Source organism: Mycobacterium sp. IDUB_36 (genome assembly GCF_055419225.1).
Genome location: NZ_JBVAXH010000001.1, coordinates 1,110,519 through 1,124,195, shown reverse-complemented (window position 1 = coordinate 1,124,195; position 13,677 = coordinate 1,110,519). Strand labels below are relative to the sequence as shown.

Here is a 13,677-nt window from a genome sequence, read left to right as displayed (position 1 = left end):
CATGGCGGGTCGCTGGCGCACCAAGTCGATCGAGCAGTCGATCGCTGACACCGACGACCCGGACACCCAGCTCCGCAAGGATCTGAGCTGGTGGCACCTCTGCGTATTCGGGGTGTCGGTCGTGATCGGCGCGGGTATCTTCACCGTCACCGCGTCCACCGCGGGAGACATCACCGGGCCGGCGATCTGGATCTCCTTCCTGATCGCCGCCACCACCTGCGGGCTGGCCGCGCTGTGCTACGCGGAGTTCGCGTCGATGTTGCCGGTCGCCGGTAGTGCCTACACCTTCTCCTACGCGACGTTCGGCGAATTCGTCGCCTGGATCATCGGCTGGAACCTGGTGCTGGAACTGGCGATCGGCTCTGCCGTCGTCGCAAAAGGGTGGTCCAGCTATCTGCAGACGGTGTTCGGATTTGCCAGTGAGACAGTCGCTTTGGGTCCGGTCAAGGTCGACTGGGGGGCATTGCTGATCGTCGCGCTGGTGTCCACCGTGATCGCGCTGGGCACCAAGTTGTCGTCGCACTTCTCCACGGTGGTGACCGCCGTCAAGGTCGCGGTGGTGCTGCTGGTGATCGTCGTCGGCGCCTTCTACGTCAAGGCCGCGAACTACACGCCGTTCATCCCGCCTCCGGAGGCCGACCGGTCCGGCAGCGGCATCGACCAGTCGCTGCTGTCCCTGCTCACCGGCGCCCACAGCAGCCATTACGGCTGGTACGGCGTGCTGGCCGGGGCGTCGATCGTGTTCTTCGCGTTCATCGGATTCGACATCGTCGCCACGATGGCCGAGGAAACCAAGAATCCGCAGCGCGACGTTCCGCGCGGCATTCTGGCCACACTCGGCATCGTGACCGTGCTGTACGTCGCGGTGTCGGTGGTGCTGTCCGGGATGGTGTCCTACGCCCAACTCAAGACCACTCCCGACGGCCACCACGCCAACCTGGCCACCGCGTTCGCGGCCAACGGCGTGCACTGGGCGTCGGGAATCATCTCGGTCGGCGCGCTGGCCGGCCTGACCACCGTGGTGATGGTGCTGCTGCTCGGGGGCTGCCGGGTGTTGTTCGCGATGGCACGCGACGGGCTGCTGCCGCGCAGGCTGGCCAAGACCGGGGCGCGCGGTACGCCGGTCCGCATCACCGTGCTGGTCGCCGTCATGGTCGCGATCACCGCATCGGCGTTTCCGACCGACAAGCTCGAGGAAATGGTCAACGTCGGAACGCTTTTCGCGTTTCTCCTGGTGTCCGCCGGCGTCATCGTCCTGCGCCGCTCCCGACCCGACCTGCCCCGCGGCTTCCGCGCGCCACTGGTGCCGCTGCTGCCGATCGCCTCGGTCGGCGCATGTGTCTGGCTGATGGTCAACCTCACCGTCGTCACCTGGCTGCGGTTCGGAATCTGGATGCTTGCCGGCGTGGTCGTCTACGCCGCCTACGGCCGTCGCAAGTCCGTGCTGGCCGCCCGAGATGCCGCTGTCGAGGATGGTGTGCAACTGGGTACGACCTCCGTTTGAAAGAGGCGGCCCCTACCTTTAATATCGCTGCTTCAAGATCAAACGCGGGGTGCCCTTGCGCCTCATTGCGTCTCGGGGGGAACGAGTCGCACGGAGGTCAGCGATATGGCAGCAGGATCACCCGACCACACGATGGAGTGGCAGGACCGTAAGCGCCGGTTGTGGATGATGGGCCTGGTTTTCCCGACGCTGACGATCACCGTGACGCCATTCATCTGGGGAATGAACCAACTGGGCTGGTACCCCGCATCGCAAGTGCTTTTCTGGATCGGCCCGATCCTGCTGTACGTCGTGATGCCGGCGCTCGACGTGCATTTCGGGGCGGACGGGCAGAATCCCCCCGACGACGTCGCCCAGCGACTCGAGGAGGACAAGTACTACCGGGCCTGCACGTACGCGTTCGTGCCCCTGCAGTACCTGAGCCTGTTCATGGCGGCCGGAGTGTTCACCGCGCCGAACTTGAGCTGGTTGGGTCAGGAAGGGCCGCTCGGCTGGCCGGCCAAGATCGGCCTGGCGCTGTCGATCGGCGCGCTGGGCGGAGTCGGTATCAACACCGCCCACGAGATGGGGCACAAGAAGGCCTCCCTGGAGCGCTGGATGTCCAAGATCTCACTGGCTCAGACCGGCTACGGCCACTTCTACATCGAGCACAACCGAGGCCACCACGTCCGCGTCGCCACACCGGAAGACCCGTCGTCGGCCCGCTTCGGCGAGACGTACTGGGAGTTCCTGCCACGCAGCGTCTTCGGCAGTCTGCGGTCGGCGTTGCGGCTGGAAGCCAAACGGATCCGACAGAAGGTCGGCAACCCGTGGAATCCGAGAACCTACCTGTCCAACGACGCCCTCAACGCGTGGCTGATGACCGTCGTGTTGTGGGCCGTGCTGATCGCGCTGTGCGGCTGGGCGCTGCTGCCGTTCCTACTCATTCAGGCGGCCTTCGGCGTCAGCCTGCTGGAGGCGGTCAACTACCTCGAGCATTACGGCCTGCTGCGGCAGAAAAGGGCCAACGGGCGGTACGAGCGGTGCACCCCGGAGCACAGCTGGAACTCCGATCACATCGTCACCAACCTGCTGCTGTATCACCTGCAGCGGCACAGCGATCACCACGCCAACCCGACCCGGCGCTACCAGACGCTGCGCAGCTTGGACGGGGCACCGAACCTGCCGTGCGGCTACGGGACGCTGATCGGAGTGACCTACCTGCCGCCCTTGTGGCGCCGGCTGATGGACCACCGCGTGCTGGCGCACTACGGCGGTGACGTCACCCGGATCAATCTGCAGCCGCGGCTGCGCAACAAGGTGCTGACCCGCTACGGCGCTGCCGCCTGATCGCGGCCTGAGGCCGCCGAGGCGGCATCCACGCGCCTGTTTCTCGGGCTGCGAAAAAATTCACGTGTGAACAGGCACGACGCCTGTATGCGCGATGGTGCTCGCGGCCATGCCGTTTACAAAACATGCCTCTGTGTCTAGACAGGGGACGCCAAACGCGCTAATGTCCAATCTCAAGGTGTTATGGCTCACAAGGAGGTTGGCGATATGACCGCCGGATCAACCGAAGACACGACGATGTGGCAAGACCGGAAGCGTGGCCTGTGGCTGATGGGACTGATCGTCCCGACGCTGCTGCTGGCGGTGCTCCCGATTGTCTGGGCGATGAACCAGCTGGGCTGGCAGACGGCGTCGCAGGTGTGGTTCTGGATCGGCCCGATCCTGCTGTACATCGTGCTGCCCGCGCTGGATCTGCGCTTCGGCGCGGACGGCCACAACCCGCCCGACGAGGCGATGAAATGGCTGGAGAACGACAAGTACTACCGCTATTGCACGTACGCCTTCATTCCTTTTCAGTACCTCAGCGTGGTCGTGGGCGCCTATCTGTTCACCGCGTCGAACCTGAGCTGGCTGGGCTTCGAGGGGTCGCTCAGCTGGCCGGCCAAGATCGGCCTGGCACTGTCGGTCGGGACTCTCGGCGGCGTCGGCATCAACACCGCGCACGAGATGGGGCACAAGAAGGAGTCGCTGGAGCGCTGGTTGTCCAAGATCACGCTGGCGCAGACCGGCTACGGCCACTTCTACATCGAACACAACCGCGGCCACCACGTCCGGGTGGCGACGCCGGAAGACCCCGCGTCCGCTCGATTCGGTGAGACGTTCTGGGAGTTCCTGCCGCGCAGCGTCTTCGGCAGCCTTCGGTCGGCATTGCGGCTGGAGGCCCAGCGGATCCGCCGCCAAGGCGCCAGCCCGTGGAACCCGAAGACCTACCTGTCCAACGACGTGCTCAACGCGTGGCTGATGACGGCCGTGCTGTGGGCCGTGCTGCTGGTGGCGTTCGGACCCGCACTGATTCCGTTCCTGATCGTCCAGGCCGTCTTCGGCTTCAGCCTGCTCGAGTCGGTCAACTACCTCGAGCACTACGGCCTGCTGCGGAGCAAGAACGAGAACGGCCGCTACGAGCGCTGCACGCCGGAGCACAGCTGGAACTCCGATCACATCGTGACCAACCTGTTCCTCTACCACTTGCAGCGGCACAGCGATCACCACGCCAACCCGACCCGGCGTTACCAGACGCTGCGCAGCATGGACGGGGCGCCGAACCTGCCGAGCGGTTACGCCGCGCTGATCGGCGTAACCTACATTCCCCCGCTGTGGCGCAAGCTGATGGATCACCGGGTGATCGAGCACTACAACGGCGACATCAGCCGGATCAACGTGCAACCGCGCCTGCGCGAGAAGGTGCAGGCCCGCTACGGCGCCGCCGCGTGATGGCGGCCTACCGTTGCCCGGGTTGCGACTACGTCTACGACGAGGCCAAAGGCGCTGAGCGGGAAGGGTTCCCGCCGGGAACCCGCTGGGAAGACATCCCGGAGGACTGGTGCTGCCCGGACTGTGCAGTTCTCGAGAAGACCGACTTCGAACAATCAACGGAGGTATCGACATGAGCGACTACAAACTCTTCGTCTGCGTGCAGTGCGGCTTCGAATACGACGAAGCCAAGGGCTGGCCGGAAGACGGCATCGAGCCCGGAACCCGTTGGGACGACATCCCCGAGGACTGGAGCTGCCCGGACTGCGGTGCCGCCAAGTCCGACTTCGAGATGGTGGAAGTCGCGCGGTCGTGACCACCGCCAGCGCGACAACGCCGGCCGCCGCGATACACAGTCGCGGCGGTCTTGGCGCTAGGGTCGCGCGTATGCGAAGGGTCCCGTACGCCGAGGCGTCGCGGGCCCTACTGCGTGACTCGGTGCTCGACGCGATGCGTGAGTTGCTGGGCAGCCGCGACTGGTCGTCAATCACGCTGGCCGACGTGGCCCGCGCCGCGGGCGTCAGCCGGCAGACCATCTACAACGAGTTCGGTTCGCGCCAGGGTTTGGCGCAGGGCTATGCGCTGCGCCTGGCCGACCGGCTGGTGGACGCGGTCGAGGACGCCATCTACGCCAACGTCGGCGAGGTCTACGCCGCGTTCCTGCAGGGTTTTCGGGCGTTCTTCGCCGACTCGGCGGCCGACCCGCTGGTGATCTCGCTGCTCACCGGCGCGGCGAAGCCCGATCTGCTGCAGATCATCACCACCGACAGCGGACCGATCATCTCGCACTGCTCGGCCCGCCTGACGTCGTCGTTCATGGACAGCTGGATGCGCGCCAGCGAGGCCGATTCCGGGATGATCGCCCGGGCGATCGTCCGGCTCGCGATGAGTTATGTGTCGATGCCGCCGGAGGCCGACCACGACGTAGCCGCTGACCTGGCACGACTCATGACCCCGGCCGCTGAGCGCTACGGTGAGCTGCGGACTGACGTGGGCCAGTGGGCTGCTGGTGGTCCCACCGGCGAGGGCTCACAACCCAGCGAATAGGCTTGTCGCCATCGCCTGACCTCAGATCGCGACCAAGAACATGTCGCGTCTAATATGTAACCAAGCTAATTAGTTGACCCGGAGGAATGAGTAGTAGATGACGACGACCGAACAGCAGCTGACCGCCGATGTGGTGAACGGGCTCGACTTCAAGGTGGCCGACCTGTCGCTGGCCGAATACGGACGCCGCGACATCGAGCTTTCCGAGCAGGAGATGCCAGGCCTGATGTCGCTGCGCCGTGAGTACCACGACGTCCAGCCGCTCAAGGGTGCCCGCATTTCGGGCTCGCTGCACATGACCGTGCAGACCGCCGTGCTGATCGAGACGCTGACCAGCCTCGGCGCTGAAGTTCGATGGGCGAGCTGCAACATCTTCTCCACTCAGGACCACGCCGCCGCCGCGGTGGTCGTCGGACCGCACGGAACTCCGGAAAAGCCGCAGGGCGTCCCGGTTTTCGCGTGGAAGGGTGAGACCCTCGAGGAGTACTGGTGGGCCGCCGAGCAGATCCTGACCTGGCCGAACGAGCCGGCCAACATGATTCTCGACGACGGTGGTGACGCCACCATGCTGGTGCTGCGTGGCGCGCAGTTCGAAAAGGCCGGCGTGGTGCCGCCCGACGAGGAAGACGACTCCGACGAGCACCGGGTGTTCCTGAGCCTGCTGCGCAAGAGCCTGGAAGCCGACAAGAACAAGTGGACCACGATCTCGGAGTCCATCAAGGGTGTCTCCGAGGAGACCACCACCGGCGTGCTGCGGCTCTACCAGTTCGCCGCCGCGGGCGACCTGGCCTTCCCGGCGATCAACGTCAACGACTCGGTGACCAAGTCGAAGTTCGACAACAAGTACGGTTGCCGGCACTCGCTGATCGACGGCATCAACCGCGGCACCGACGTGCTGATCGGTGGCAAGAAGGTGCTGATCTGTGGCTACGGCGACGTCGGCAAGGGTTCGGTGGACTCGCTGGCCGGCCAGGGCGCACGGGTGACCGTCACCGAGATCGACCCGATCAACGCTCTTCAGGCGCTGATGGAGGGCTACGACGTCAAGCGGGTGGAAGACGTGATCGGCGAGGCCGACATCGTCATCACCACCACCGGCAACAAGGACATCATCACCCTCGAGCACATCAAGGCGATGAAGGACAAGGCCATCCTGGGCAACATCGGCCACTTCGACAACGAGATCCAGGTCTCGCGGCTGGAGAAGTCGGGCGCGACCAAGGTCAACATCCGTCCGCAGGTCGACGTGTGGACCTTCCCGGACAGCGGCAAGTCGATCATCCTGCTGTCCGAGGGCCGACTGCTGAACCTGGGCAACGCCACCGGCCACCCGTCGTTCGTGATGAGCAACAGCTTCTCCAACCAGGTCATCGCGCAGATCGAGCTGTGGACGAAGAACGACGAGTACGACAACGAGGTCTACCGGCTGCCCAAGCACCTGGACGAGAAGGTCGCCAAGATCCACGTGGAAGCACTGGGTGGCGAGCTGACCAAGCTCACCAAGGAGCAGGCCGAGTACATCGGCGTCGACGTGGACGGCCCCTACAAGCCGGACCATTACCGCTACTGAGTTATCGCCTCGGGTGCCGACCGCTCCGCCAGCGGAGCGTTCGGCACCCATCGCTCCGCTAGCGGAGCGCTCGACACCAACAATCAGCACGGCGCGGCCAGGTCATCCGACTAGGCTCGCGCCGTGCTGATTGCTATCGAAGGCGTCGACGGCGCCGGCAAGCGGACGCTCACCGACGGCCTGCGGGCGGCGTGGCAGGCCACCGGGAAATCGGTGGCGACAGTGGCTTTTCCGCGCTACGGGCAGTCGGTGACCGCCGACGTGGCGGCCGAGGCGCTGCACGGTCAGCACGGCGACCTCGCCTCGTCGGTGTATGCGATGGCGATGCTGTTCGCCCTCGACCGCGCGGACGCGCGCACCGAGATCGAGGCGCTGCGCGACGCGCACGACCTGGTGATCCTGGACCGCTACGTGGCGTCGAACGCCGCTTACAGCGCGGCCCGCCTACATCAGACGGCCGACGGCGAAGCGGTCGGTTGGGTGCGCGACATCGAATTCGGCCGGCTGGGTCTGCCGGCGCCGGACTGGCAGATCTATCTCGGGGTGTCGGCCCAACTCGCCGATCGGCGGGCTCGCCACCGCGCCAGCGTCGACGCCGGCCGGGCGCGGGACGCCTATGAACGCGATGCCGGGCTGCAGCAGCGCACCGGCGCGGTGTACGCCGAGTTGGCGGCGGCGAACTGGGGCGGGCGTTGGCTGGTGGTCGACGAAATCGTCGATCCGGGCCGCTTGGCGGTCCAATTGATGGCCTAGTTGCCGTCAGCGATGGGGCAGTTGTGGTAATAGGTGCCGAAACACGCGCGTGGTAGCGGTGTTTTATCAAGATCTGGTGACACCATGGACGCCATGAGGCAAAGGATTCTCGTGGTCGACGACGACGCGTCATTGGCCGAGATGCTGACCATCGTGCTGCGGGGAGAAGGGTTCGACACCGCGGTCATCGGTGACGGCACTCAAGCGCTGACGGCCGTGCGCGAACTGCGGCCAGATCTGGTGTTGCTGGACTTGATGCTGCCGGGCATGAACGGCATCGACGTATGCCGGGTGTTGCGCGCCGACTCGGGAGTCCCGATCGTGATGCTCACGGCCAAGACCGACACCGTCGACGTGGTGCTCGGACTCGAGTCGGGTGCCGACGACTACATCATGAAGCCGTTCAAGCCCAAGGAACTGGTCGCCCGGGTCCGGGCACGGTTGCGCCGCAACGAAGACGAGCCGGCCGAGATGCTCTCGATCGCCGACGTGGACATCGATGTGCCCGCCCACAAGGTCACCCGCAACGGCGAGCAGATCTCGCTGACGCCGCTGGAGTTCGACCTTCTCGTGGCGTTGGCGCGCAAACCGCGTCAGGTGTTTACTCGTGATGTGCTGCTCGAACAGGTGTGGGGCTACCGCCACCCCGCGGACACCCGTTTGGTGAACGTGCACGTCCAGCGTCTGCGGGCCAAGGTCGAGAAAGACCCGGAGAACCCGACCGTTGTGCTGACCGTTCGAGGAGTGGGTTACAAGGCCGGACCTCCGTGATCTGTGCCCGCCGGCGACGATGCAGAGCGTCAGCGATGCGGAGGAGCGGCGAAAACGGTTCGGTGCGGCGAAGATGCAGAGCGTCAGCGATGCGGAGGAGCGGCGAAAACGGTTCGGTGCGGCGACGATGCAGAGCGTCAGCGATGCGGAGGAGCGGCGTCATTGAGGTCACGCGCGACTCGCAGGAGCGGCGTCGTTGATTTGGGCATCGAGACCGCGGTTTCGTGGTCGTTCGGGCCGTTCCGGCCCGGTAGTGCGGGGCATGGGAACGTTGAGCCGCGCGCTTGGTGTGGCATGGCGGCGCTCTCTGCAATTGCGGGTGCTGGCCCTGACTCTCGGAATGTCGCTGGCCGTGATCCTGGCCCTGGGCTTCGTGCTGACCAGCCAGGTGACCAACCGGGTGCTCGACGTGAAGCTGCGCGCGGCCACCGAGCAGATCGAGCGTGCCCGCAGCACCGTCAGCGGAATCGTCAGCGGTGAAGAGGCGCGCTCGCTGGACAGCAGCCTGCAGCTGGCCCGCAACACGCTGACGTCGAAGACCGACCCGACCTCCGGCGCCGGTATGGCCGGCGCGTTCGACGCCGCGCTGATGGTGCCGGGCCAGGGTCCCCGGCCGGCCGCGTCGGCTGGCCCGGTCGACCAATTGCCGGACTCGCTACGCGATTTCGTGAAGGCCGGGCAGGTGGCCTACCAGTACGCGACGGTGCACACCGAGGGCTTTTCGGGCCCGGCCCTGGTGATCGGCACCCCGACGATGTCGCGGGTCAACAATCTCGAGCTGTACCTGATCTTTCCGCTCGGCAACGAGCAGAGCACCATCGCGCTGGTCCGGGGAACCATGGCGACCGGTGGCCTGGTGCTGATGGTGTTGCTGGCCGGGATCGCGTGGATGGTGACCCGGCAGGTGGTGGTCCCGGTGCGCGCGGCCGCCCGGACCGCCGAGCGATTCGCCGACGGCCATCTCTCCGAACGGATTCCGATCCGCGGCGAAGACGACATGGCCCGGCTCGCGGTGTCGTTCAACGACATGGCCGAGAGCCTGTCGCGCCAGATCGCCCAGCTCGAGGAGTTCGGCAACCTGCAGCGCCGATTCACCTCCGATGTCAGCCACGAGCTACGCACTCCGCTGACGACGGTGCGGATGGCCGCGGACCTGATCCACGACCACATGGAAGACCTCGAGCCGGCGCTGCAGCGATCCACCGAGCTGATGGTCAACGAGCTGGACCGGTTCGAGTCGCTGCTCAGCGACCTGTTGGAGATCTCCCGACACGACGCCGGTGTCGCCGAATTGTCAGTCGAGGCAGTGGATTTGCGGACCACGGTCAACAGCGCGCTGGGCAACGTCGGACACCTGGCCGAAGACGCCGGGGTGCAGATGATCGTCGACATGCCGGAGGAAGACGTCATCGCCGAGGTCGATCCGCGCCGGGTGGAGCGCATTCTGCGCAACCTGATCGCGAATGCGATCGACCACGCCGAGCACAAGCCGGTGCGGATCCGGATGGGCTACGACGAGGACACCGTCGCCGTCACCGTGCGCGACTACGGCGTCGGGTTGCGGCCCGGTGAGGAGAAGCTGGTGTTCAGCCGGTTCTGGCGCTCGGACCCGTCGCGGGTGCGGCGCTCCGGTGGCACCGGTCTCGGGCTGGCGATCAGCGTCGAGGACGCGCGGCTGCACCAGGGCCGGCTGGAGGCCTGGGGTGAGCCCGGCAACGGAGCCTGCTTCCGGCTGACGCTCCCACTGGTCCGCGGCCACAAGGTCACAACGAGTCCGTTGCCGATGAAACCGGTTGCCCCGGAACGTAAAGAGCGTTCTTCGCGGCAGCGCGAGCACGCCGAGCGGGCCTTGTGATCCGCCGGCTGACCGCACTGCTGATCGCGCTGGCTGTCGTCCTGACCGGCTGCGCGGGCGTGCCGAACGGGTCTGCCCCGCAGGCCATCGGCACCGTCGACCGGCCGGCGCCGGCCAACCTGCCCAAGCCCTCGCCCGGTATGGACCCCGACGTGCTACTGCGCGAATTCCTCAAAGCCACCGCCGATCCCGCCAACCGGCATCTGGCGGCGCGGCAATTCCTGACCCAATCAGCGTCCAACTCGTGGGACGACGCCGGCAGCGCGTTGCTGATCGACCACGTGGTGTTCGTCGAAACCCATAGTGCCGAACGTGTTTCGGTGGTGATGCGGGCCGACATCCTGGGTTCGCTGTCCGATATCGGCGTGTTCGAGACCGCCGGGGGCCAGCTACCCGACCCCGGTCCGATCGAACTGGTCAAAACACCCGCGGGCTGGCGCATCGACAAGCTGCCCAACGGTGTCTTCCTGGACTGGCAGCAATTCCAGGCCACCTACAAACGCGACACGCTGTACTTCTCCGACCCTACCGGCAAGACGATGGTGCCGGACCCGCGATATGTCGCAGTGTCCGATCGCGACCAGCTGGCCACCGAGCTGGTGTCCAAGCTGATCGCCGGCCCGCGCCCGGAGATGGCGAAAAGCGTGCACAACATGCTGACCCCGCCGGTGCGGCTACGCGGCCCGGTGACCCGTGCCGACGGCGGCAAAGGCGGTGTCGGCCGCGGCTACGGCGGCGCCCGCATCGACCTGGAACTGCTCACCGTCGCCGACCCGCGTAGCAGGCAACTGGTTGCGGCGCAGATCATTTGGACGCTGGCGCGGGCGGACATCAAGGGGCCGTACGTGATCAAGGCCGACGGCGCCTCGCTGGACGACCGCTTCGCCGACGGCTGGAACACCACCGACGTCGCCGCCACCGACCCGGGGGTGGCCGAGGGTGCCGCGGCCGGCGTACACGCGCTGATCGGTGGACGGGTGGTGGCGTTGGACGGTCAACGCTCCGACCCGGTGCCCGGCGCTTTCGGGCGCACAACGGACCAGACCTCGGCCGCTTTGTCCCGCAACGGCCATCTGGCGGCCTCGATCGTCACACTGCGCCCGGGCGCCCCCGACATGGCGTCGTCGTTGTGGATCGGCGATCTCGGTGGTGAAGCCGCCGAAGCCGCTGACGGACATACCCTTTCGCGACCCACCTGGTCGCTGGACGAGTCGGTCTGGGTGGTCGCCGACGGCAACACCGTGTTGCGCGCCATCCAGGAAACCGCGTCGGGCCAGCCGGCCCGCCTGCCGGTCGACTCCGCCGCGGTGTCCAACCGCTTTCCCGGGGTGATCGCCGAGCTGCAGTTGTCCCGGGACGGCACCCGGGCGGCGATGGTGATCAACGGGCAGGTGATCTGCGCCAGCGTCGAACAGACCCCGGCCGGCCAGTTCACCCTGGTCTACCCGCGGCGGCTGGGCTTCGGTCTGGGTTCGTCGGTGATGTCGCTGGCCTGGCGCACCGACGAAGACATCGCGGTGAGCCGCAACGACGCCGAGCATCCGGTGTCCTACGTCAACATCGACGGGGTCAACTCGGACGCGCCGAGTGGCAATCTGCAGCAACCGGTCGGCGTGATCGCGGCCAACCCGTCGACGGTGTACGTGGCCGACCCGCGCGGGGTGATGCAGCTGTCGATCTCCGGCGCCGAAGGCGTGCAGGGCTGGCTGGACGTCCCGCCCTTCATGGCGGGCGGGGCGATGCCGGTGATGCCCGGCTGATGTCGGTGTGCGGCGTCAGAATCGAGCCGTGCTGGATCTGGTTCTCCCGCTGGAATGCGGTGGCTGCGGCGCGCCGTCGACCCGGTGGTGTGCGGCCTGCGCCGACGAGTTGGTCGTAGGTCCGGACGCACCACGGGTCGTCACGCCGCGGATCGACCCGCTGGTGCCTGTTTTCGCGCTCGGCCGCTACGCCGGGGCGCGGCGGCGCGCGATTGTCGCGATGAAAGACCGTGGGCGCTCCGATCTGCAAGTGCCGCTGGCACGTTCGCTGGCTCTCGGTGTCCACCGCCTGCTGCTGTGGGGTCTGCTCGACGAGCCGTTGACCATCGTCGCGGCCCCGACCCGCCGCTGGTCGGCCCGGCAGCGCGGGGGAGACCCGGTGACCCGGATCGCCCGGCGGGCGACCGCCGGCCATCCCGGCGTCGAGGTGGTGCAGGCGCTGCGGATGAAGGCGTCGGCGCGCGACTCGACCGGGCTGGGCAGCGCCGCGCGAGAACGCAACATCGCCGGGCGGGTGGTGCTGCGGGGGTGCCCGCCGGCCGGCCGCGAGGTGTTGCTGGTCGACGACGTCGTCACGACGGGGGCGACGGCCCGGGAGTCGGTTCGGGTGCTGCACGCCGCGGGGGCCCGGGTGACGGCTGTGCTGGCACTGGCTGCGGCGTGAGCGTTTGTGAAGAACTCGCAACAGGTCGGTCGAAATGCTGGCCCCGCCACCCGTCACGGTCTAGCGTCAAGCCCAAGCACCACAACGCCTCAGGGCAGCGCATCTGATCGCAGCCCGCGGCGCCACCGTCACGGTAGGGGGTGAATTCTTCGACACCTTGCATCGGCGGGCGGCCACTCCTCGGAAAACCCCGTCGACGCGAAGACCCGATACCCGGCGCGCTTCGTCGCGTGCAATGCGAGAGAAACGAGTTGTCACGTATGTCAAGACAAACCGTAGATTCCGGACAGCTGCTGGCTGAATCTCCGATCGACTCCGACGAAAACGAACCGATGGCGCAGGCCGAGGTCGTCGTCAAGGGTCGCAACGTCGAAATTCCCGACCACTTCCGCGTCTACGTCTCGCAGAAACTCGCCCGCCTGGAGCGGTTCGACCGCACCGTCTACCTGTTCGACGTCGAGCTCGACCACGAGCGCAACCGTCGCCAGCGCAAGTCCTGCCAGCACGTCGAGATCACCGCTCGCGGTCGCGGGCCGGTCGTCCGGGGCGAAGCCTGCGCAGACAGTTTCTACGCCGCCCTCGAGGCCGCGGTCGCCAAGCTGGAAGGCCGGCTCCGCCGCGTCAAGGACCGCCGCAAAGTCCACTACGGCGACAAGACCCCGGTGTCGCTGGCCGCCGCCACCGCTGTGCTGCCGGACCCCGAACCCGCCTTCGACGACATCGAGACACCCCACTTCGGCGACCCGGACGTCGCCACCAACGGGCACCAGCCCGGCCGGGTGGTGCGCACCAAGGAGCACGAGGCCAAGCCGATGTCGGTGGACGACGCGCTCTACGAGATGGAGTTGGTCGGCCACGACTTCTTTCTGTTCTACGACAGCCAAACCGAACGACCGTCGGTCGTCTATCGGCGGCACGCCTATGACTACGGTCTGATCCGCCTGGCCTAGGCGA

13 protein-coding genes are annotated in these 13,677 nt (G+C 66.8%); all 13 read left to right on the top strand.

The window, feature by feature from the left end; translation table 11 throughout:
- Position 1: 1 nt before the first annotated feature.
- The gene (locus ACZYW1_RS05505; protein WP_463783936.1) at positions 2-1,504 is read left to right on the top strand and encodes an amino acid permease; all 1,503 of its coding nucleotides are present in this window, start codon (positions 2-4) and stop codon (positions 1,502-1,504) included.
- 105 nt (positions 1,505-1,609) lie between these two features.
- Positions 1,610-2,833, top strand: a complete 1,224-nt coding sequence (locus tag ACZYW1_RS05500; RefSeq protein ID WP_463783935.1) for an alkane 1-monooxygenase — start codon at positions 1,610-1,612, stop codon at positions 2,831-2,833.
- A 207-nt stretch (positions 2,834-3,040) separates the two neighbouring features.
- Positions 3,041-4,264, top strand: a complete 1,224-nt coding sequence (locus tag ACZYW1_RS05495; protein ID WP_463783934.1) for an alkane 1-monooxygenase — start codon at positions 3,041-3,043, stop codon at positions 4,262-4,264.
- Positions 4,264-4,440 carry a rubredoxin gene (locus tag ACZYW1_RS05490; RefSeq protein ID WP_463783932.1) on the top strand — a complete coding sequence of 59 codons (177 nt, stop codon included), beginning with the start codon at positions 4,264-4,266 and terminating at the stop codon, positions 4,438-4,440. The genes ACZYW1_RS05495 and ACZYW1_RS05490 overlap by 1 nt, the downstream gene beginning before the upstream one ends.
- Positions 4,437-4,619, top strand: a complete 183-nt coding sequence (locus tag ACZYW1_RS05485; RefSeq protein ID WP_463783931.1) for a rubredoxin — start codon at positions 4,437-4,439, stop codon at positions 4,617-4,619. Before ACZYW1_RS05490 ends, ACZYW1_RS05485 begins: the two co-directional genes overlap by 4 nt.
- 71 nt (positions 4,620-4,690) lie before the next feature.
- Positions 4,691-5,350 (top strand): TetR/AcrR family transcriptional regulator, encoded by a 660-nt coding sequence (locus ACZYW1_RS05480; protein ID WP_463783928.1) that lies wholly within the window; start codon positions 4,691-4,693, stop codon positions 5,348-5,350.
- A gap of 97 nt (positions 5,351-5,447) precedes the next feature.
- Entirely contained in the window at positions 5,448-6,920 is a 1,473-nt protein-coding gene (gene ahcY, locus ACZYW1_RS05475; RefSeq protein ID WP_463783926.1) for an adenosylhomocysteinase, read from the top strand.
- Positions 6,921-7,043: 123 nt separating this feature from the next.
- A complete protein-coding gene (locus ACZYW1_RS05470; protein WP_463783924.1) occupies positions 7,044-7,673 on the top strand; it encodes a dTMP kinase in 630 nt (209 codons plus the stop codon).
- Between the two features lie 84 nt (positions 7,674-7,757).
- On the top strand, positions 7,758-8,444 hold the full coding sequence (gene mtrA, locus ACZYW1_RS05465) for a two-component system response regulator MtrA (protein ID WP_292975057.1): 687 nt from the start codon (positions 7,758-7,760) through the stop codon (positions 8,442-8,444).
- A gap of 196 nt (positions 8,445-8,640) precedes the next feature.
- Positions 8,641-10,299, top strand: a complete 1,659-nt coding sequence (gene mtrB / locus ACZYW1_RS05460) for an MtrAB system histidine kinase MtrB (RefSeq protein ID WP_463783922.1) — start codon at positions 8,641-8,643, stop codon at positions 10,297-10,299.
- Positions 10,299-12,059 (top strand): MtrAB system accessory lipoprotein LpqB, encoded by a 1,761-nt coding sequence (gene lpqB, locus ACZYW1_RS05455; RefSeq protein WP_463787693.1) that lies wholly within the window; start codon positions 10,299-10,301, stop codon positions 12,057-12,059. Before mtrB ends, lpqB begins: the two co-directional genes overlap by 1 nt.
- A gap of 28 nt (positions 12,060-12,087) precedes the next feature.
- Positions 12,088-12,723 carry a ComF family protein gene (locus ACZYW1_RS05450; protein WP_463783921.1) on the top strand — a complete coding sequence of 212 codons (636 nt, stop codon included), beginning with the start codon at positions 12,088-12,090 and terminating at the stop codon, positions 12,721-12,723.
- A gap of 260 nt (positions 12,724-12,983) precedes the next feature.
- The gene (gene hpf / locus ACZYW1_RS05445) at positions 12,984-13,673 is read left to right on the top strand and encodes a ribosome hibernation-promoting factor, HPF/YfiA family (RefSeq protein WP_463783919.1); all 690 of its coding nucleotides are present in this window, start codon (positions 12,984-12,986) and stop codon (positions 13,671-13,673) included.
- Positions 13,674-13,677: the final 4 nt, after the last annotated feature.